Here is a 20,790-nt window from a genome sequence, read left to right as displayed (position 1 = left end):
TGATCTAATAATGTTAAAGGTCGCGTAGCGTCTGGCTTGCGAACCATAAATATAATAGTGAAAAAAATCTTCATCCTCTGAGCAGCACCCCTTTTGCACGCTTTGTTCACCGGGAAAAACACCATGATGATAAGAACCCCTGTTGGTATGGATAATGAACAAAGCGCGATTAACCTTTTTGCTATGCGCCCTGAGTGGCGTTGTCAGTCCTGCGGCCCTGGCCGCACCCTTACCTAAAGCCGAATTTAACTGGCGTGCTGCACCCAGCGAAGAGCAGATTGCCAGCTTAACGCTGCGCGACGCTATTCTCCGCGCCTTCGCCCGCAACCCGAAAATCTCGGAGGCGGCGGCACAGATCCATGTGGGGCAGGGTGACCTGGATGCCGCCCGCAGCGCCTGGTATCCGCAGATTTCTCTGCAGGGTGCGGCGGGACGCTCCCATCAGACCGACTCTGCCGGCAGCCTGAACAACAACGGGTCCGGCGGGATCACGCTCAGCCAGCTCCTCTATGACTTTGGTCGCACTGGCAGTGCCATTGATGAGCAACATGCGCTGTCGGATGCCTACCGTTATGGCCTGTTCGACGCGATGACCACCGTGGCGGAAGATACGCTGCAGGCCTATCTCGAAGTCAAACGCTATCAGGCGCTGGCCGACACGGCGCGCACCAATATCGCCTCGCTGCAGCGGGTGCGCGATATTGCAAAACTGCGTGCCGATGCCGGGCTTAATTCGCAGTCAGACGTGCTGCAGGCAGAAACCCGCATCGCCGCCATGCAGGCGACGGTGGAGCAGTATCGCGCCCAGCTCCGCTCCGCCACTGCGCAACTGACCGTGCTGACCGGCGTCGTCCCCGCCGCGCTGCCGGAACTGCCGCAGGCGCTGCTGAAACAGCAAATCACCCTCGACCGGATCGCCTACGAAAGCAGCGCCGCGGTGCGCAGCGCCCAGGCAAAACAGGAGGCGGCCCGCGAGCGGGTGCGCCAGGCCGAATCGGGCCACTGGCCGACTATTAAGGTGCAGGCGGGCCGTACCCGCTATGAAAACGATCGCCAGTCCTACTGGGATGATGAAGTACAGCTGCAGGTGGAGGCCCCGCTTTATCAGGGGGGCATGGTGAATGCCAAAACCCAGTCAGCCGAGGGGGATCGCGAAGCGGCCCAGGCGGCGGTTCAGCAGGCCAAGCTCGCCATCAATCAGAACGCCTCGACAGCCTATGCCGACATGATTGGCGCACAGCAGCGCCAGGCGGCCGGGGAGGTGCAGCTGGCCAGCGCCGACCATACCCGAAATGTCTACGCCGACGAGTATCGCCTGAGTAAGCGCAGTCTCAACGATCTGCTCAGCGTAGAACAGGATGTGTTTCAGGCTGACAGCTCACGCATTACCGCGCTCTACGATGGCTGGGACGCCACGGTACGTTATGCCGCTGCGGTAGACAATCTGCTCGACATCATGGGTATCGATCGCCAGCAAAGCAGCGGCGATCTCCTTCCTTCGCTGCAATAGGGATAAGGCTTTAATCATGAGTATGAATACGGACAACTGGATCGCCGCCATGCTGCGTGTGGCCGCGCGATTCGGCAAACCTGCCGAGGGTAAAACCCTGCGCCAGCAGATGCGCTGGTTCGAACATCTGCCGGCAGCACAGCAGCTGGAAAGGCTTGCCGGGCTGCTGGGGCTGCATCTGACTATGGTGCCGCAGCATACGTTGCGCTGGCGTCAGGAGATCACCCCGATAGTGCTGGTGCTGGAGAATGCCAGCGTAGCGGTGCTGGAAGAGATCGATGCCGATGAGGGGGCGCGCTACTGGCTGAGTGAAGGCGGCGACGTGGTGCGTGAAAGCCCCCTGTCAGAGCTACTGGCACGCGCCCAGGGCAATGTCGGCGTCGTTGGCGTCGCGGCGCGTGGCCGGGATGCGCGCATCGACGAGTTCGTTCAGCCCTATGAGCCACACTGGTTCTGGAAAAATTTTCGCGGCATGGGACGCCGGATCACCGAGATTTCTCTGGCCTCGGTGGTCAGCAACGTGCTGGCGCTGGCCGGGATCCTCTTTTCGATGCAGGTCTATGACCGGGTGATCCCGGCGCAGTCGGAATCCACGTTATGGGTGCTGTTTGTCGGGGTGCTGATCGCAGCAGCCATCGAGTATCTTATCCGGCTGATGCGCACCCAGGTTTCCGACCTGATGGGGAAACGTATCGATCTGAAAGTCTCGTCGATGCTGTTTGCCCGGGCGATGAGCATCCGCAATGAGGCGCGGCCAAAATCGACCGGCTCGTTTATCTCGCAGCTGCGTGAGATTGATCAGGTGCGCGAGCTGCTGACCTCGACGACGGTCGGGGCGGCTGCCGACCTGCCGTTTGTCATCCTGTTCCTGTTTATCATGTCATTTGTCGGCGGCTGGCTGGTTCTGATCCCGCTGGCGGCGATCCCGCTGATCGTCATTCCCGGCCTGCTGGTGCAGATCCCGATGGCGCGGCTGGCGAAAGAGGGGCTGCGGGAAGGGGCGCTGCGCAATGCGGTACTGGTCGAGACCATCGAAGGCATCGAGGATATCAAGGCGCTGCAGGCCGAACCCTACTTCCAGCGTCAGTGGGAGCAGACGCATGAGGTCAGCGCCGCCATCAGTAATCAGCAGCGGCTGTGGGGCGCGCGCCTCACCGGCTGGGCCTCGACCGTGCAGCAGCTGACCTACGCCGGGATGCTGGTGTTTGGCGTCTATCTGGTGCTCGACTCGCAGATTACCACCGGGACGCTGGTCGCCTGTAGCCTGCTCTCCTCGCGCACCATCGCGCCGCTGATGCAGCTCACCATGGTCTTCTCACGCTGGCAACACGCCAAAATGGCGATGAAAGGGCTGGATGAGCTGCTGAAAAAGCCGCTCGATCAGCCGGACACGGCGACGCTGGCCCACTGTCCGACGCTTACCGGGCAGTACGATCTGCGCAATGTGCATTACAGCTATGACGAGGAGAACGAAAAGAGTGTGCTCAATGTGCAGCAGCTGCAGATTAAGCCCGGCGAGAAGATCGCCATTCTGGGCAAAGTCGGGGCAGGCAAATCGACGCTGCTGAAGATTCTGGCCGGTCAGGCGCAGGCGACCCAGGGCAAGGTGATTGTCGATGGCGTCGACATTGAACGTATCGATCCTGTTGACTTACGCCGACAGCTTGGCTGGCTCTCGCATGACTCCCGCCTCTTCTTTGGCACGCTGCGGCAGAATCTGATGCTCGGCAATCCCCACGCCAGCGAGCAGGAGATGCTGCAGGCGCTGCGCATCAGCGGCGCGCTGTCGCTGATCCAGCAGGATGCCGCCAGCCTGGATCGCATTATCAATGAAGGCGGACGCGGCCTCTCTGGCGGGCAGCGGCAGATGGTGATGCTGAGCCGCATGATCCTGCGCCAGCCACAGGTAGTGCTGCTGGATGAGCCCACTGCGGCGATGGATGAGCAGCTTGAGGAGCATGTAATTCGTCAGCTTCAGGGCTGGATCAGCGGCCGGACACTGCTGCTGGTCACACACCGTCCGGCGCTGCTGAAAATGGTCGATCGTATTGTGGTGATGGATAACGGTCGGATCGTAGCCGATGGCCCGCGCGACGAGATTCTGCGCCGCGCGACGGTGCCCGCGACATCGTCATCAACAGGTAAAGGAGAGGGCGTATGAGTCTGGTTATCGTAGATAAAGATCTGGCCCGTCATGAACGCCGCACCTCGGCAATTATCTGGATCTGCACCGCCGCGCTGGTCATTTTCCTGATCTGGGCGCACTTCGCGATTCTGGATGAGGTCACGGTCGGCACCGGCAAAGTCACGCCCTCCAGCCGTGCGCAGGTCATTGACAGTCTGGATGGCGGCATCGTCAAACAGCTTAATGTCCATGAAGGCGATATTGTCGAGAAAGGGCAGGTGCTGGCGACGCTCGATCCGACGCGCTTTCAGTCAAACTTCGGCGAGGCGCAGGCTAAAGTGCGCACGCTACGTGCCTCCTCAGAGCGACTGGAGGCGGAGCTGGCAGGCACGCCCCTGACTTTCAGCGCGGAAACGCTGAAGGAGCCGCAGCTGGTGCTGCGGGAACGCCAGCTCTATGAATCACGCCGTCGCAACCTCACGGAAACCATCAGCAACCTGCAGCAGTCGCTGCGGCTGGTACAGGATGAGCTGCGGCTCACTGAACCGCTGGTGGCGAAAGGGGCGGCAGGGCAGGTGGAGGTGATCCGTCTGCGTCGGCAGGTCAGCGACCTGCGCGGCAAAATCGATGAGGCGCGCAACGACTATCTGGTTCGCGCCCATGAAGAGCAGGTGAAAAATAACGCGGAACTGGATGCGCAGCTGCAGGTTGCCGCCGGTAAAGAGGATCAGCTGACGCGCGCCACGCTCTATTCGCCCGTTCGTGGCATCGTAAAAGATATTCAGGTCACAACGGTGGGAGGCGTTCTGGAGCCGGGCGGCAAACTCATGGAAATTGTGCCGCTGGAAGATCAGCTGCTGATTGAAACGCGCATAAATCCCCGTGATATCGCCTTTATCCGTCCCGGACTGGCGGCGATTGTCAAAGTCACCGCCTATGACTCTTCCATCTATGGCGATCTGTCCGGTGAAGTCGAAACAGTCTCGCCAGATACGCTGCAGGACGAGGTGAAACGCGACCAGTATTACTATCGGGTCTACGTCCGTACTCAGAAAGCGGAGCTGACCAACCGCGCAGGACGAAAGTTCCCGATTGTGCCTGGCATGGTGGCCAACGTGGAAATTAAAACCGGACAAAAATCCGTCATGGATTATCTCATTAAGCCCCTGAATAAAGTGAAGGAATCGCTGCGTGAACGCTGAGTAGTCAGCACCGCTGATATCGCCTCTGGCTTAATTACACAGGTAAATTAACATGGCGGATATTTCATCATTGCGCCAGTGAAAAAGGGAAAAGTTTATCAATCTGTGCGGAAACCGCCGGGCGTTATTTTAATCCTGTGAAGAAAGTTGACAGAGAAATAGCGAAACGGCGGAGAGCAGACAAAAAAAGCCGGACAAATTGTCCGGCGGGAAATATTAAGTTGTACATCTCATTCGGGGAGAATGAAGGTAATAATGGAATAAATGATGATAGCGGGGGCTATTTTATTCCCGGATGAGACATAAGTTTTATCATTCAGTGCTTCGGAATGGTCTGATGTAACCCATTGATAATCATAAATGCAGATCCGGATTAACAATTCGTGCGCCATTTTTTATCGATCCGTGCTGATGATAAGTTCCCCAAAAATTACATCCAGAAATAACTGTTTCGCATTATGAAACAGTTTTGGAAATTTCGTAGCATTTTCCTGGTGGATTATTACCCTCTATAAAACAACAATGGCCTGCCGGCTGAATTTTTAAGCGTTCAGCTCGCAGTGGCAAATAATAAAAGGCACATAACAGAGGGTAATAAAATGAAACGTCGCGTTCTCTCCCTGATGATCCCTGCATTGCTGGTGGCAGCAGGATCAGCAAACGCAGCTGAAATTTATAATAAAGATGGCAATAAACTGGACCTGTTCGGGAAGGTAGATGGCCTGCACTACTTCTCTGACAACAGCAGCGCCGATGGCGACCAGTCCTACGTGCGCTTTGGCTTTAAAGGCGAAACCGAAGTCAGCGATCAGCTGACCGGCTATGGCCAGTGGGAATACCAGGCGGCGCTGAACAACTCTGAAGATGAAGGCACCGCCAACAGCTTTACTCGCGTCGGCTTTGCCGGGGTGAAATTTGGTGATGCAGGCTCGTTCGACTACGGCCGTAACTACGGCGTAGCCTATGACATTGGCGCATGGACCGACGTGCTGCCTGAGTTCGGCGGCGACACCTATGGCGCAGATAACTTCATGTACCAGCGCGGTAACGGCATGGCGACCTACCGCAACAACAACTTCTTCGGTCTGGTGGATGGCTGGAACTTCGCCGTGCAGTATCAGGGCAAAAATGGCAACAGCAGCGAATCACCGAACGGTCGTGACGTGCTGGGTCAGAATGGCGACGGCTGGGGTCTGAGCACCACTTATGATCTGGGCTCAGGCTTTGGCATTGGCGCGGCAACCTTCCAGTCCGATCGCACTAACGATCAGAACAGCGCCACCTCCGGTATCCTGGGTCGTGGTGACAAAGCGCAGGTCTACACTGGCGGTCTGAAATATGACGCCAACAACGTCTATCTGGCAGCGATGTATTCGCGCTCCCTCAACGCAACCCGCTTCGGCGACAGCAGCAACGATGCTTCAGCCTACGGTTATGCCGATAAAGCGGATAACTGGGAAGTCGTTGCACAGTATCAGTTTGACTTCGGTCTGCGTCCGTCTCTGGCCTATGTCACTCAGCGCGGCACCGACATTCAGAACTGGGGCAAACAGAACCTGAAAAAATACATCGACGTTGGCGCGACCTACTACTTCAACAAAAACATGTCTACCTACGTGGACTACCAGATCAACCTGCTGGACGACAACGCGTTCACCGACGCAGCCGGTATCAATACCGACGATGTGGTGGCGCTGGGCCTGGTTTACCAGTTCTGAGTTTTCAGGGCGTGCGGTTACGGCTGCGCGCCCGCCTGATCCTGCTGGCGAGGGGCATCTGCCTTTCGCCATTTCGTGGCTTTTGCCGCCACGGTCGCCGATGGCACGACGCAGCCAAAACGTGCGCCTTCAAACGCCACGCCTGCCAGGGTAAAGGCTGAAAAGCTCAGCCAGTGCTGCCAGACCGACTGCCACTTCTGTGAATTTTTCATTCTGCACCTCTCAGGGATAAACACTGTTTCAACAGTGCAGAATTCATGCCAGCTCTACCGCTCTCACAGCCACAGACATTTCGCCCGTTTTGGTACACTTGCCGCGCCGGTCACGGCTGCGTTGCCCCAGACAGGTGCAGCTATGCCTGTTAATGGCGCGGACGTGACGAGGCCATGTGGCGATGACGGCGCTGTTCAATGGCTTTGTAACTGCCAAAAACAAACAGGCCGAGGGCGATGGCGAGAATCATATAGATCATCTGCTGCTCCTTTATGTGATTCAGAGGGATCGCCTGTCGACAGGCGGGCTCAGGGTAGATGACGGGTGAATGTTCTCGTGGTTCACAGGAAGATTCAACGCTCTTTAAGCTAATTTACCCGAAGTTTATGCTTTGTAGTGGCTTTTAATGAAGTGTTACATGCGAGGAATAATGCGTTATAAGATTAATCTGCTATTTGTATCGCTGCTGGCGCTGATACTGACCGGCTGCGATAAGCCTGTAGCGACCTCTGCGCTGGTGCTGGAAGGCAAAACCATGGGCACCGTCTGGCGGGTAAGCCTGGCTGGTGTGAGCAGCGAACGTAAAACAGAGCTGCAGCAGCGCATTCAGCAATTACTGGACGCCGATGATGCCGAGCTTTCTACGTGGAAGCCGGACTCCGTACTGTCGCGCTTTAACCAGAGCCGCGATCTCTCACCCCAGCCAGTCAGTGAAAATATGGCGGATATCATCACTACCTCCCTGCGGATTGGCCGTAAAACCAGTGGCGCGATGGATATCACGGTCGGCCCGCTGGTCAATTTATGGGGCTTTGGTCCGACGAAACAGCCTCTGCATACGCCGGACGCAGCACAGATCGCGGCCGCCCGGGCAGAAACCGGATTGCAGCATCTGCGGGTACTGCAGGGAGCGGACGGACAGTGGCTGCAAAAAGATCTGCCAGGTCTGTATGTCGATCTTTCTACGGTAGGTGAGGGGTTCGCCACCGATCACCTGGCGCGACTGATGGAGCAGCTCGGGATGAATAACTATCTGGTGTCGGTGGGCGGCGCGGTACTGAGCCGGGGCCTCAATGCCCGGCAGCAGCCATGGCGGGTAGCGATTCAGAAACCCACCGATCGGGAGAACGCAGTTCAGGCGCGTGTGGATCTGCAGGGACATGGGATCAGCACCTCCGGCAGTTATCGCAACTATTATGAACTGGACGGCCGGCGCATTTCTCATGTCATCGATCCCGTTACCGGGCGACCGATCGAGCATAAACTGGTATCAGCGACGGTGATCGCCACCACGGCGCTGGAAGCCGATGGCTGGGATACCGGGCTGATGGTACTGGGCACCGAGAAAGCCAAAGCGCTGGCGACCCAACAGCATCTGGCGGTCTATCTGATCAGCAAGCAGGGCGATAAGTTTGTCAGCTGGATGTCGCCACAATTTGCTGCTTTCCTGATCCCCGCCGAATCCGGAGAACCCTGATGTTAGATCTTTTCAGTGAAGAGCAACCCTGGCAGGAGACGCTGGCTGACGGTGCGGTCATCCTGCGACGCCGGGCGCGCGCCGACGCAGAGGCGCTTTATCAGCAGCTGCTGACCATTGCCGAACAGAATCCCTTTGCCCACCGCATTACGCCAGGCGGGCATCGCATGTCAGTCGCCATGACTAATTGCGGTGATTTTGGCTGGTCGGTGGATTCACGCGGCTACCGTTATCAGCAGGAGGACAACCTGAACGGACGTCGCTGGCCGGCTATGCCGCCGCTGTTCCGGACGCTGGCGCAGCAGGCAGCATCCGAGGCGGGCTTCGCTGGATTTAATCCGGATGCCTGCCTGCTTAACCGCTATGAGCCGGGGGCGAAGCTGACGCTGCATCAGGACAAAGATGAAAAGGATATGCGCCAGCCGATTGTCTCGGTGTCGCTGGGTTTACCGGCAGTCTTTCAGTTTGGTGGCTTTGAACGTGGCGATGCGACCCAGCGCGTGCTGCTGGAACATGGCGATATTGTTGTGTGGGGCGGGCCGTCACGCCTGCGCTATCACGGTATCCTGCCGCTGAAACCGGGCGTTCATCCGCTGGTCGGGCCCTGGCGCTATAATCTGACGTTCCGCCGCGCCTTTTAATCCGCCATCATGGCAGCGGCATGATGCGAATAACTATTGCTATCATTTAGCATCCTATTACACTGCAGGCAGTTTTTAGCTGATGGATTGTCTGCATGACGTTGCTAAGCGTTGTTTTTCGCCAGTTCCGCTGGCCTTTTATCGGGGTGATTGCGCTGACGCTGTTCAGTGCCGTGCTGGGAATCGGCATGATCGCCTTTATCAACCGCGAAATGATTGTCGCCATAAACACCTCGTTTGCCGTCCTGCCGCAGTTTCTGCTGCAGCTGGTGGTGCTGATGGCGGTGACGCTGGCGTCACAGCTGGCGCTGACGATGCTCGGCCATCAGTTTGTCTGGCGGCTGCGCGGTGAGTTTATTAAGCGAATTCTTGATACCCGGATTGAGCGTATTGAGCAGCTCGGCAGCGCTCAGTTGCTGGCGGGACTGACCAGCGACGTACGGGCCATTACGCTGGCCTTTGTACGCCTGCCAGAGCTGTTTCAGGGCATTATTATTACGCTGGGCTCGGCCATCTATCTGGCCTGGCTCTCACCCGCTATGTTGCTGGTGACCAGCCTCTGGCTGGGCGTGATGCTGGTGGGCGGCTGGATGCTGGTTTCCCGGGTCTACCGGCACATGGCGAAGCTGCGGGAAATTGAAGATAACCTCTATCGCGATTACCAGACGGTGATTGAAGGGCGCAAAGAGCTGCAGCTCAATCGCTCACGCGCGCAGCAGGTTTATGACACCGTCTATCAGGAAGATGCGCGCGCCTGGCGTCACCATATCGTGCGAGCCGACACCTATCATCTCAGCGCGGTTAACTGGTCGAATATTATGACGCTGGGCGCTATCGGCATGGTCTTTTTCATGGCAAACAGCCTGAGCTGGGCCAACACTGCTGTCGCGGCGACCTTTTCCCTGACGCTGCTCTTTTTGCGCACGCCACTGATTTCGGCAGTGGGTGCACTACCCACACTGCTCAGCGCCCAGGTCGCGTTTCGTAAGCTCAACGCCTTTGACCTCGCTCCCTGGCAGCCGGGATTCCACACGCCCTCGGTCACCGCTGACTGGCAGACGCTGGAACTGCGCGATGTCGCTTTTCACTATGGCGACAACGGTTTCAAGGTAGGACCGGTTAACCTGACGCTACGCCGTGGAGAGCTGGTATTTCTGATCGGCGGTAACGGCAGCGGAAAATCGACGCTGGCGATGCTGCTGACCGGGCTTTACCGGCCTCAGTCCGGGACATTGCTGCTGGATGGCAAGCCGATCACAGCGGACGAACTTGATCGCTGGCGCAGCCACTTCTCGGCAGTCTTTACCGATTTACATCTGTTTGACCGGCTCATCGGACGTGAAGGTGTCGCGGCGAATCCTGCGCTGGTTCAGCAGTGGCTGGAGCGGCTGAAGATGCAGGATAAGCTGAAGATTGAAGGCAACAGAATACTGAATCTGCAACTCTCCAAAGGGCAGAGCAAACGCCTGGCGCTGCTGCTGGCCGTGGCAGAAGAGCGCGACGTGCTGCTGCTGGATGAGTGGGCGGCCGATCAGGATCCGCACTTCCGCCGTATCTTCTACCGCGAGTTGCTGCCGTGGTTACAGCAGGCAGGAAAAACCGTGCTGGCTATCAGCCATGACGATCACTACTTCGTTCATGCCGATCGGCTGCTGGAGATGCGCGAAGGCCAGTTAACCGAGCTGACAGGCGGGGAGCGCGATCTTGCCACGCTCGACGCGGTAAAACGCACCGACACCGGCCTTTAGACTCGCGGCCGCACCGATCAGAAACAGGCATCTCTGCCGCAGATCAGGCGATATCAGTCAGCGGCAGAAGCTGACTGATATCCTGGCTGGCTTCATGCGTCGGTATTCATCCACGCTGATCCTTACCTGCCGTCCGGCAGAGGGGTTAACCGGGTTTGACAGGATGTGTCACCTGAGTTATGACCTGATGCGGCTGCCATAAAAAGGTGGCCTGCAGTGTCGTCCCGGCTGGAAAATCTGTACTGAAGGTCCGCGTCAGGCGCAGCAGGGCGCGCTGCTGCGACCAGTCAACCGTAACCAGCGCCGCATCCGTGAACTCCATCGGCTGATGGAGTTGTGGCCACAATGCCTTGTACAGACTCTCTTTCAGCGAAAAGAGCAGGGTCGCAGCCGCATTGAATGAAACGGGCAGGGTGCGTAATAGCTGCTGCTCCCGGGCGTTCATCAGATAGCCAGCTGTTTCATGGGCGGTGTTCTCCGCCATCCACCGCTCAACATCGACGCCGATAGCCAGATTCTGTCGGGTGGCGGCAACCACAAGCGTGCCTGTTGTATGCGACAGCGACGCCTGAATGCCCTCAGGCCAGCGGGGAGAGCGGTCAGGCGCATTAGTAAGGATAAAATCGGCGATGCCGAACTCCGCCATTACGGCGCGCACCAGCAGGCGGCTGGCCAGATATTCGGCCCGCCGTTTAACCACGGCGCGCTGCAGCCGCTCAGGCAGCCGAATACCCCACGCCTCAGCCAGCGCATCACGGTAGTGCTGTGGATCAAAGCAGCCGATCGCCAGTAACGGGTCATTATGGTGAAGACGCTGGGAAAGAATGAAGCCGCCTGCAACAGGCGGCAGCGGCTGGTCGGGAAAGTGCATGCGAAACCGTGACAAGGGCCAAAAAGCCATTAAATCAGGCGCAGCCGGGCAGAGCAAGGTGCCCGCAGAGATCAGTCGTTAGGCGGGATGGCAAAACTTTTCAGGGAGACGACAAAATGGTGATGACCTCTGCTGATGCGCGCGCCCCTGTCGCACCAGTGGCTTGCCAGACGGAAGAAGTCGTCGCTGCCAATGTCATACGCCAGTTCCACTTTGCTGATGCCTGAGTGCAGTAACGCTTCTGCATCTTTCAGGCTTTTCGCTTTGATCGGCATGATAGTTATCCATCAATTTCTGGGATAGCCAGAGTAAGTATTTTCTGTGACATTTTTGTTTCAGTTTGATGAAAAGCGCAGAAAGCAGCGAATTTTGTGAGGTCGATCAAATTGCGATTTGCAGGCTAACTGGCTGCTCAGAAAGGAAATATTACCTGAATAAGAAAAGACTGAATCTGTCAAAAAGCCGGAGCAGAAACAGAAAGGCCGCGTTCCGACGCGGCCTTGTGGGTTACTTCTCGTCTGGCGGGGAAGGTTGCTTATCGCCAGATTCCGGTGCTTCAGTGGGATCGTCTTTTTCAATAAAAGTCATAAACTCTCCTCTGGTTACCCACACACACCTAAGTGTAGAACGGATTGCGCAGGGCGCGAAAAAAATGACCTTCTGATGACAGAAACGAAAAAAGCAGCCGCTAAGGCTGCTTTTTCGGGAGAATTTGGTCGGCACGAGAGGATTTGAACCTCCGACCCCGGACACCCCATGACCGTGCGCTACCAGGCTGCGCTACGTGCCGGACACTGGAGGATTAGTCTACTGGTTATCGTCATGAATGCAAGATACCTGTCGACTATTTGCCTGATAATTAATCAGTTAGCGATAAATCGCTTCTCCTCTGTCAGAACCTGCAACAGCAGCGTCAGTTCTGGCTTGTGATCTTTCAGCGCATTGCCCTGCGCATCATACGCCCGATAGCTGCCGTTGTTGTTCAATACCAGCGTCACCTGTGGCGTGGTAATCACCAGTTTGTTCTCTTCGCTACTGGCGACCCAGTCATGACGACGACGTGCGGCAAACAGATCTTCACCCTGCGAGTAGTTCACCGGACTGGTCCGCACATGCAGCAGTCGCTGCATCAGCGTGGCCATGACATCCTGATGATCGGAGAGGCGATCAACAGTCTGCGCAGGCGTGTCAGGCCAGTGAATAACGAGCGGCACCTGCAGCGCCTGCCGGTTACCTGCGCTGTCAGGATTGCCATCCAGCGTCAGACCGCGCTGTGCAGTGATGACCACCACGGTGTTTTTCAGCAAATCGCGTGCCTGCAGATCGCTAAGCACGGTGCGAATCTGATCGTCTACCGCAGGTGCCTGACGCAGATAGCTGCGCTGGCGCGCCTTCGCACTCTCACCGGTTACCTCAGGGCCGTTCAGGGCAATCCATGAGAACCACGGCGCCTGAGATCCTTTCTGTTTGTCCAGCCAGTTCTGCCATTGCGCCACAGTACTGGCGTCAGGCTGACTGGCGGTGGCCGGCAGCGAATAATCGGTCAGCAACGCCTGGCGATAAAGCGGCGCGTTGAAGCCTTCCGATGAGAAGAGACCAAACTGATACCCCTGGCTGCTCAGCGCACCGAGCAGGGCGGACGGCGTCCGGGAGGCCAGAATACCGTTCATGTAGCTGGAGGAGATGCCGTAGAACAGGCCAAACAGCCCTTTCTCCGGCGTATCGCCCGCGCTGTAATGCTGGGTGAAGCGCACATTTTCGCTGGCGAACTGATTCAGTGCCGGCAGCGCTTTGGGCAGTGTGGCGTTGTTCAGACCATCGACCGTCAGTACCAGCAGGTTGTTGCGCGTGCCGCCATCGCGGAACGTAATGTCACTGAGCGGATACTCCACCGCCAGCGCCTCGGGATCACCCTGCTGCACCAGCCGGCGCTGATACTCCTGCGCATCCAGCAGGCCATGCCGTTCAAGGAAGCGACGGGCGGTCATTGGGTAGGAGAGCGGCAGATTGGCGCGCTGCATCGTAATCGGACGATAGAAATTGGCATCGGCCCAGATATACATCAGGTGGCTGGCAAAGAAGGCACTGATAAACAGGGCAGCCAGAGGCTTGCCAAACGAACGGCGATTCAGGCTGCGCAGTTTCTGCCAGCTCCAGGTCGCAAACAATATCTCGACCAGGAAAATCAGTGGCACGCTGATAAACATCAGCTGCCAGTCGCGCGCCATCTCGCTCTGATCCGGGTTGATGACCAGCTCCCATACTACCGGGTTCAGGTGCAGATGGAAGCGGCTGAAGACGGCACTGTCGACCATCACCAGCGTCAGCCCGGCGGTGGCGACGACGGCCGATATGACCCGCATCAGCCGTTGCGACATCACCACAAAGGTCAGCGGGAAGATAATCAGCAGGTAAGCAGCAAAAACGATAAAACTGAAGTGGCCTGTCCAGCTGGTGTAGGCGTAGATACGCCCCGCCAGAGAAGAAGGCCAGTCGGCGACCAACAGGTAGCGACTGCCTAAAATCAGCGCGAATAAGATGTTAAACAGAGCAAACCAGTGCCCCCAGCTAATCATCTGGGAGACTTTTTCGCGGTAGCGCTGCCGGTTGGTTACCATATTATGAAATCAAATCAGCTAATTAATGGGCGTTGTCGTCACGCACGGAAGCCTGCAGGGCATCGGCGAAAGAGCGGGCCAGTGAACGACGTTGCGCGGGAGCGACGTCGCTGTTAATTAAGTTAGTCACCATATTTCCCAGCACCATCAGGGAAAGGTCTGTGGGGGCTTTGTCCTTGTGCAGGATTTGGGCCAGATCCGCGAGGAGTTGCTCCACGCGTTCGTCACTGTAACGGGATGATTGTGCCATATCGTCGTCTGAGCTCATTTTAAAAGGCGATATATTACCGGAACAACGCACTTTTTACCGCAATTTTATCGAAAGCAGCGCGTTCACTTTACGCATGGAGTTGAAAGCCGATGCTGGCGGTGTTTGAATACGCGCCTGTGCTAAAAGGAGAGTCTACCATGAGTCTGGATATCGACCAGATTGCCCTGCATCAGTTAATCAGACGCGATGAAAACCAGCTTGACGTGGCGCTGCGCGATTCGCTGCTGCCTGCCACCCAAACCGTCAATGCGATGGTGGAGGAGTTACACCGGGTTTACAGCGCAAAAAGCAAAGCCTATGGCCTGTTTAATGCAGAAAGTGAACTGGCAGAAGCCCTGCGTAATTGCCGTAAGGGCAACGATGATTTTCTTGCTTTTAGCCGTGCGGCAACGGGTCGCCTGCGCGATGAACTGTCAAAATATCCCTTTGCTGAAGGCGGCGTGGTGCTGTTTATTCACTATCGCTACCTCGCGGTGGAGTATCTGCTGATTGCGGTGCTGAACAGCCAGTCCAGCATGCGGGTGAATGAGCAGCTGGATATCAGCAGCACCCATTATCTCGACATCAATCATGCCGATATCGTTGCACGCATTGACTTAACCGAATGGGAAACCAATCCGGCGTCGACCCGTTACCTGACCTTCCTGCGTGGCCGCGTCGGGCGGAAAGTGGCAGACTTCTTCATGGATTTCCTGGGCGCCGAAGTCGGGCTGGACACCAAAGCGCAGAACCGTGGGCTGTTACAGGCGGTGGATGACTACTGCAACGAATCGGCGCTGGATAAACAGGAGCGACAGAACTATCGCCAGCAGGTCTACAGCTACTGTAATGAGCAGTTGCAGGCGGGCGAGGAGATTGCGCTGGAAGAGCTGTCGGGCGAGCTGCCTCCGCTGGGCGAAAAAAGCTTCCAGGCGTTTACCCAGGAGCAGGGCTATGAGCTGGAAGAGAGTTTCCCGGCCGACCGCTCGACGCTGCGTCAGCTGACCAAATTCGCCGGCAGTGGCGGGGGACTGACGCTGAACTTTGATGCGATGTTGCTGGGCGAACGAATTTTCTGGGATCCGGCCACGGACACCCTGACGATCAAAGGGACGCCACCGAATCTGCGCGACCAGCTGCAGCGCCGGACCAGCGGCAAATAAAAAAGCCGGGCTCAGCCCGGCTTTTCTTTACCCTTCACGATGATAATCTTCATCGGAAGGCAACAAAACAAAAGGGCCGGTTTCGCAACCGGCCCTTCTGCTTTTCAACTCTGTCAGCGATTAAGCGCGAACGAAGTCGATATGGAACAGTTTTGGCTTGAACGGGTGACGCTGAACAGCCTGAACTTTCACTTTGGTTTCTTTACCGTCAACATTCAGAGTCAGCACTTCTTCGTAGAAACCAGGCTTAGCCTGCATGTTCATTACGGAGTCGTGATCCAGGTCGATGGCAACAGCCGCTTCAGAACCACCATAAATGATAGCCGGGAAACGGTTAGCTGTACGCAGGCGGCGGCTCGCACCCTTACCCTGCTCTTTACGTTCTACTGCATTGATAGTGAACATTAATACGTCTCTTTATATAATTCCTGCTACAGGCGACCCAGTAACAGGCAGGTTATTCAACACTGCTGATGCACATGCAAAAGCGGGCGGCATTATAGCCGTATTGCCTTGCGGTAGCAAACGGTATACCCATCCGCCCGGGGCCGGACGGTCAGCGCAGCTCATTGGCCCGGCGATAGCGCCCCTGATAGTCGAACATTTTCTCGCGGATCTGCCAGTACTGGCCTTTAGCGCGCGCCACCACAAAGTCGGGATGGCGCAACAGCGGCTGCAGCGCCACGACGTCAGCGGCGGTCTGCCAGCCCAGCGGCACGCCGGGCGCGCGCTGGTGCGGACGCATAAACAGCTGCTCAAAGGCTTTGCGCTGGGCTGGCGTCTGCAGGCGAAATCGTTCGCTGACGCTGGTGCCATCTTCGTCAAAATAGGTCGCTTTCAGCCATTCGCCTTTGGCATCCGCTCCCTGTTCCAGCGTCATGCCGCCACAGCGCAGCACCAGCGCATCTTTGAGTTTCAGCGCCGCTTTCAGCATATCGTCCGGATCGACCAGAACTTTGTCGCACTGGTGGCAGCGCCGGGCGGCGATATCGTTCTCTGCGCCACAGTCCGGGCAGCTCTTAAAGCGGAAACGGAAGTCACACTGCTCGCGTTCGCCCTCGTCATCTTCCAGTATGCCCTGACAGCGGCGGCCAAAATGCTCAATGATCATGCCATCTTCTGTCGCTTTGCCCCAGAAGGTATTGGCGAAACCACAGGCCGGGCAGAAGACCTGTACCGGCTGGTTGTCGCTGGCCCCTTTGGGCGCGCCGACTTCCGGCGTGAAAAGGTCGTGCGGATTACCGGCATAATCGAGGATCAGACAGCTGGTTTTACCGGGCGAAAGCCGCAGACCACGTCCGACGATTTGCTGATAGAGACTGACCGATTCGGTGGGCCGCAGGATGGCGATCAGGTCGACATGCGGCGCATCAAAGCCCGTAGTCAGCACTGCGACATTCACCAGAAATTTCAGCTGCTGCGCCTTGAATGCCAGAATCAGCGCGTCGCGCTCCCGCGCGGGCGTATCGGCGGAAACCAGTGCGCTATTATCGGGCAGCAGTCGCAGGATTTCATGAGCATGATCCACCGTGGAGGCGAAAATCATCACGCCGAGCCGGTCCTCCGCAAACGCCACAATCTGCCGGATGATATGCGGCGTCACGCGCTGCTGCTGCTTCAGTTCACGATTAAGGTCGGCTTCGCTGAACAGTCCACTGGACTGTGCCGTCAGCCGGCTGAAGTCATACTGCACCACCGGCATATCCAGCCGTTCCGGGGGCACCAGAAACTGATGTTTGATCATGTAGCGCAGCGGCAACTCATAGATACAGTCGCGGAATAACGACTTTTCATCGCCGCGCACCATGCCGTGATAGTGAAACTGATAGATCCAGCCTTTGCCCAGCCGGAACGGCGTGGCGGTCAGGCCTAACAGGCGCAGTTGCGGATTATGCTGACGCAGATGATTGAAGATCTGCTGATACTGGCTCTCTTTGTCATCGCCAATGCGGTGACACTCATCGACGATAACCAGCGAGAAGGCGCTGTCGAACTGGTCGAGATTGCGTGCGACCGACTGCACGCTGCCAAAGACCACTTTACGCTGACTCTCTTTTCGCTGAAGGCCCGCCGCAAAGATGTCGGCTTCCAGCCCGTAAGCCTGATATTTGCTGTGGTTCTGCGCCACCAGCTCTTTGACGTGTGCGAGCACCAGCACCCGGCCACGTGCCAGCCGGGCCAGCTCAGCGATGACCAGACTTTTTCCGGCACCGGTCGGCAGCACAATCACCGCAGGCTGGTGATGACGACGGAAGTGCGACACGGTGGCATTCACCGCATCCTGTTGATAGGGGCGTAAGGTAAAAGACATGTTGCTCACTTTTGCAAAACTGGTAGCAATTATGCCACGAAAGGGCGGTAAACGCGCTGTCAGGCTGGCGCGGATCACGTTATACTTCCCGCACATTTTCAACGGTTAACCAGGCCGTTTCAGATTCCCTCCGCAGTAACAGGCAAAACGAATTCATGCGACTCGACAAATTCATCTCTCAGCAACTGGAAATCAGCCGCGCTATCGCCCATCGCGAAATCCGTGGTCAGCGTGTCACCATTAACGGTGAAGTGGTGCGTGATACCGCGTTTAAACTGCTGCCCGATCATGAAGTGATGTACGACGGTAACCTCCTGCAGATGCTGACCGGCCCACGCTACTTTATGCTGAACAAGCCGCAGGGCTACGTCTGCTCCACCGACGATCCCGATCATCCCACCATCCTCTATTTCATTGAAGAGCCGATGTCTTTTAAGCTGCATGCGGCAGGGCGGCTTGATATCGATACCACCGGACTGGTGCTGCTGACTGATGATGGTCAGTGGTCACATCGCATTACCTCGCCACGTCATCACTGCGAGAAGACTTATCGCGTCACGCTGGAGTCGCCGATTGCGGACGACACCGCGGCAAAGTTTATGGCGGGTGTACAGCTACATAACGAGAAGAGCCTGACCAAACCGGCTCAGCTGGAGGCGATGACACCGACAGACGTGCGGCTGACGCTGAGCGAAGGGCGCTACCACCAGGTGAAGCGGATGTTTGCAGCCGTGGGCAACCGGGTTGTGGAGCTTCATCGCGAGCGTATCGGCGATATCGTGCTGGATGAGGATCTGGAACCGGGCGAATACCGGCCGCTGACCGAAGATGAGATCGCCAGCATCGGTCTGCCAAAAGAGCTGCAGGCAAAATAAAATCTGCGTCAGGAGAGAAGAGGAGAGGGCGTGCGTAAGGAAAAAAACTCGCCAACGGGATTGATCGTTATCCTGGGGCTATTAGCGATGCTGATGCCGTTATCGATCGACATGTATCTGCCTGCCATGCCGCAGATTGCCCGTGAGTTTGGTGTCTCTGCCGGCAGCGTGCAGATGTCGCTCAACCTCTACATCCTGGGCTTCGCGATCGGCCAGCTCATCTACGGGCCGCTGGCCGACAGCTATGGCCGCAAGCCGGTGATCGCGCTCGGCACCCTGATTTTTGCCTGTGCTGCCGCGGCCTGTGCGCTGTCACAATCAATCGACCAGCTCATCCTGATGCGTTTCCTGCATGGCCTGTCAGCGGCGGCCGCCAGCGTGGTGATTAATGCGCTGATGCGGGACAGTTACTCGAAAGAGGACTTCTCGCGCATGATGTCTTTTGTGATGCTGATTACCACCATTGCGCCGCTGCTGGCCCCGATTATCGGCGGCTGGCTGCTGGTGCTCTGGAGCTGGCATGCCATTTTCTGGGCGCTGGCCGGGGCCGCGTTAGTGACCACCGTGCTGGTCACTACCCAGATCCGCGAAACACTGAAGCCGGCGCAGCGGCAGCGTTTTCATCTGCGCACCACGCTGGGCAATTTTGTGACCCTGTTTCGGCATAAACGCGCTTTCAGTTATATGCTGTCGAGCGGCTTCTCCTTTGCCGGGCTCTTTACCTTTCTGAATGCCGGTCCGTTTGTTTACATCGAGCTGAATCACGTCTCGCCACAAAACTTTGGCTACTACTTTGGCCTTAACGTGGTGTTTCTGTTTGTACTGACGCTGATTAACAGCCGTGCCGTACGCCGTTTTGGGCCCTTGGCGATGTTCCGGCTGGGGCTGCTGATTCAGTTCTGTATGGGGATCTGGCTGCTGCTGGTCAGCGCATTGGATCTGGGCTTTCTGCCGCTGGTGATGGGCATCGCAATGTTTATCGGCTGCGTATCGATGGTCTCTTCCAACGCGATGGCGGTGATCCTGGATGAGTTTCCGCACATGGCAGGCACGGCGTCGTCGCTGGCGGGCACGCTGCGGTTTGGCGTCGGCGCGTTTGTCGGTGCGCTGCTCTCCCTGCTGAGTTTCAACAGTGCCTGGCCGATGGTTGGTACTATCGCGCTCTGCGCCTCCCTCTCTCTGCTGCTCTTCTTTTACGCTTCCCGTCCGCGCACGGCGTCCCGCTAATCCGGTACAGGATTTTTGTCCCCTGTACGGTGGCGGGCGACGTGCTGCCCGCTATGTTTATTTAATGTGAAGATTTTTAGTTAAAAAAGTAACCATATTGCGTCTAAAATGATTGTTAACGGCGTGTGAACGCGGTAAATATAGCCTGAAGTGCGACGTAAGTCGCAAAAATGCGCTTCTGCAGTTCGCACAGCGAGGCGATCCTGTCCGGATTCCGCCGTCATCGGCCGTTTTTCGCGTCAGTGCCTGTGCGTTGCGACATACACTCATCCGGGGAGAGTAAACTATGCTGCAACTTTCAATCGTGCATCGCCTGCCGCAGCGTTTTCGCTGGGCCAGCGATCACCACAGTGCCATCGAGTCTGATGACACTGTGCTGGATGACCAGGAGTTTGTGGCGCTGCGGTTGATCAGCCATGACGGCATGCCAGCGTGGGAGATCCTGCAGCAGCTTAAAGAGGTGCTGGCCGGTATTCAGGTCGACTGCAAAGTGGCCGAGTGTGAAGGGCAGCCCTGCCTGTTCATCCGGCGCCGTGACGAAAGCGCGACCAACTGCTGCCTGAAAAATCAGGGTGTGGCGATTGCCGAAACCTTTATCGCTGGCTGAGGGCGTGGCCAGCCACGCCCGGGCAGAGGCCGTTGCAGGAGAGGTAAATAACTATTCATATTCCCTCTGTTCCACCACTTCCTCCTGTCACAATACAATAATCAGGTGACACAGGGCCCGTCCTACATCGGGGTCGTGGCTGACAGACAGCTCACTGCGCGGCCGCTGTAAACGACGTAAAAAGTATCTGTATCTGCACCGTGCGGTCCCGCGACCAGGCCAGCTCACCAGCAA

Annotated in this window: 19 protein-coding genes and 1 tRNA gene; 11 read left to right on the top strand and 9 right to left on the bottom strand. The window is 57.1% G+C overall.

Features of this window, described 5'->3' with window-relative positions; genetic code table 11:
* The first annotated feature begins 154 nt into the window (after nucleotides 1-154).
* The 4 genes from ACLHDD_RS09495 (at nucleotide 155) to ompC (ending at nucleotide 6,555) form a co-directional block, all read left to right on the top strand.
* Nucleotides 155-1,510 (top strand): TolC family outer membrane protein, encoded by a 1,356-nt coding sequence (locus ACLHDD_RS09495; RefSeq protein ID WP_427103923.1) that lies wholly within the window; start codon nucleotides 155-157, stop codon nucleotides 1,508-1,510.
* 16 nt (nucleotides 1,511-1,526) lie between these two features.
* A complete protein-coding gene (locus tag ACLHDD_RS09490) occupies nucleotides 1,527-3,671 on the top strand; it encodes a type I secretion system permease/ATPase (RefSeq protein WP_427103922.1) in 2,145 nt (714 codons plus the stop codon).
* Nucleotides 3,668-4,837 (top strand): HlyD family efflux transporter periplasmic adaptor subunit, encoded by a 1,170-nt coding sequence (locus ACLHDD_RS09485; RefSeq protein ID WP_427103921.1) that lies wholly within the window; start codon nucleotides 3,668-3,670, stop codon nucleotides 4,835-4,837. Before ACLHDD_RS09490 ends, ACLHDD_RS09485 begins: the two co-directional genes overlap by 4 nt.
* A gap of 599 nt (nucleotides 4,838-5,436) precedes the next feature.
* The gene (gene ompC, locus ACLHDD_RS09480) at nucleotides 5,437-6,555 is read left to right on the top strand and encodes a porin OmpC (protein WP_427103920.1); all 1,119 of its coding nucleotides are present in this window, start codon (nucleotides 5,437-5,439) and stop codon (nucleotides 6,553-6,555) included.
* A 17-nt stretch (nucleotides 6,556-6,572) separates the two neighbouring features.
* Here ompC and ACLHDD_RS09475 read toward each other — a convergent pair whose 3' ends face one another.
* On the bottom strand, nucleotides 6,573-6,767 hold the full coding sequence (locus tag ACLHDD_RS09475; protein ID WP_427103919.1) for a hypothetical protein: 195 nt from the start codon (nucleotides 6,765-6,767) through the stop codon (nucleotides 6,573-6,575).
* A gap of 149 nt (nucleotides 6,768-6,916) precedes the next feature.
* A complete protein-coding gene (locus ACLHDD_RS09470; protein ID WP_427103918.1) occupies nucleotides 6,917-7,027 on the bottom strand; it encodes a response regulator in 111 nt (36 codons plus the stop codon).
* A 171-nt stretch (nucleotides 7,028-7,198) separates the two neighbouring features.
* On the opposite strand from ACLHDD_RS09470, the gene apbE reads away from it, so the two are divergent.
* The 3 genes from apbE (at nucleotide 7,199) to ACLHDD_RS09455 (ending at nucleotide 10,634) form a co-directional block, all read left to right on the top strand.
* A complete protein-coding gene (gene apbE, locus ACLHDD_RS09465) occupies nucleotides 7,199-8,245 on the top strand; it encodes an FAD:protein FMN transferase ApbE (protein ID WP_427103917.1) in 1,047 nt (348 codons plus the stop codon).
* Nucleotides 8,245-8,886 (top strand): DNA oxidative demethylase AlkB, encoded by a 642-nt coding sequence (gene alkB, locus ACLHDD_RS09460; protein ID WP_427103916.1) that lies wholly within the window; start codon nucleotides 8,245-8,247, stop codon nucleotides 8,884-8,886. The genes apbE and alkB overlap by 1 nt, the downstream gene beginning before the upstream one ends.
* 95 nt (nucleotides 8,887-8,981) lie before the next feature.
* The gene (locus tag ACLHDD_RS09455) at nucleotides 8,982-10,634 is read left to right on the top strand and encodes a multidrug ABC transporter permease/ATP-binding protein (RefSeq protein WP_427103915.1); all 1,653 of its coding nucleotides are present in this window, start codon (nucleotides 8,982-8,984) and stop codon (nucleotides 10,632-10,634) included.
* Between the two features lie 145 nt (nucleotides 10,635-10,779).
* On the opposite strand, the gene ACLHDD_RS09450 is transcribed toward ACLHDD_RS09455, so the two are convergent.
* From ACLHDD_RS09450 to ACLHDD_RS09430, 5 genes are all read right to left on the bottom strand, one after another.
* Nucleotides 10,780-11,505: a 4'-phosphopantetheinyl transferase family protein gene (locus ACLHDD_RS09450; RefSeq protein WP_427103914.1), complete on the bottom strand. Its 726-nt coding sequence runs from the start codon at nucleotides 11,503-11,505 to the stop codon at nucleotides 10,780-10,782.
* Between the two features lie 71 nt (nucleotides 11,506-11,576).
* Nucleotides 11,577-11,780, bottom strand: coding sequence for a hypothetical protein (locus ACLHDD_RS09445; RefSeq protein ID WP_111138729.1), 204 nt, complete (start codon nucleotides 11,778-11,780; stop codon nucleotides 11,577-11,579).
* A 438-nt stretch (nucleotides 11,781-12,218) separates the two neighbouring features.
* Nucleotides 12,219-12,295 (bottom strand) — tRNA-Pro (locus tag ACLHDD_RS09440).
* 73 nt (nucleotides 12,296-12,368) lie between these two features.
* Complete coding sequence (yejM, locus tag ACLHDD_RS09435; RefSeq protein WP_427103913.1) at nucleotides 12,369-14,123, bottom strand: LPS biosynthesis-modulating metalloenzyme YejM; 1,755 nt, start codon at nucleotides 14,121-14,123, stop codon at nucleotides 12,369-12,371.
* A gap of 22 nt (nucleotides 14,124-14,145) precedes the next feature.
* Nucleotides 14,146-14,373, bottom strand: coding sequence for a YejL family protein (locus ACLHDD_RS09430; RefSeq protein ID WP_111138780.1), 228 nt, complete (start codon nucleotides 14,371-14,373; stop codon nucleotides 14,146-14,148).
* 158 nt (nucleotides 14,374-14,531) lie between these two features.
* Between ACLHDD_RS09430 and yejK the strand changes: the two genes are divergently transcribed.
* Entirely contained in the window at nucleotides 14,532-15,536 is a 1,005-nt protein-coding gene (gene yejK, locus ACLHDD_RS09425; RefSeq protein WP_427103912.1) for a nucleoid-associated protein YejK, read from the top strand.
* Nucleotides 15,537-15,656: 120 nt separating this feature from the next.
* On the opposite strand, the gene rplY is transcribed toward yejK, so the two are convergent.
* Both rplY and ACLHDD_RS09415 read right to left on the bottom strand, forming a co-directional pair.
* Nucleotides 15,657-15,941, bottom strand: coding sequence for a 50S ribosomal protein L25 (gene rplY / locus ACLHDD_RS09420; protein WP_427103911.1), 285 nt, complete (start codon nucleotides 15,939-15,941; stop codon nucleotides 15,657-15,659).
* Nucleotides 15,942-16,092: 151 nt separating this feature from the next.
* Entirely contained in the window at nucleotides 16,093-17,847 is a 1,755-nt protein-coding gene (locus ACLHDD_RS09415) for a DEAD/DEAH box helicase (RefSeq protein WP_427103910.1), read from the bottom strand.
* A 155-nt stretch (nucleotides 17,848-18,002) separates the two neighbouring features.
* Between ACLHDD_RS09415 and rsuA the strand changes: the two genes are divergently transcribed.
* The 3 genes from rsuA (at nucleotide 18,003) to ACLHDD_RS09400 (ending at nucleotide 20,556) form a co-directional block, all read left to right on the top strand.
* Nucleotides 18,003-18,722: a 16S rRNA pseudouridine(516) synthase RsuA gene (gene rsuA / locus ACLHDD_RS09410; RefSeq protein WP_427103909.1), complete on the top strand. Its 720-nt coding sequence runs from the start codon at nucleotides 18,003-18,005 to the stop codon at nucleotides 18,720-18,722.
* Nucleotides 18,723-18,752: 30 nt separating this feature from the next.
* Nucleotides 18,753-19,949 (top strand): Bcr/CflA family multidrug efflux MFS transporter, encoded by a 1,197-nt coding sequence (locus ACLHDD_RS09405; protein WP_427103908.1) that lies wholly within the window; start codon nucleotides 18,753-18,755, stop codon nucleotides 19,947-19,949.
* A gap of 286 nt (nucleotides 19,950-20,235) precedes the next feature.
* Nucleotides 20,236-20,556, top strand: a complete 321-nt coding sequence (locus ACLHDD_RS09400; RefSeq protein ID WP_427103907.1) for a hypothetical protein — start codon at nucleotides 20,236-20,238, stop codon at nucleotides 20,554-20,556.
* Nucleotides 20,557-20,790 lie beyond the last annotated feature (234 nt).

This window comes from Pantoea sp. NSTU24 (genome assembly GCF_050157905.1).
Lineage (GTDB): Bacteria > Pseudomonadota > Gammaproteobacteria > Enterobacterales > Enterobacteriaceae > Pantoea.
Note: the sequence above shows the minus strand (reverse complement) of the source record. Positions and strands in the feature narration are given on the sequence as shown.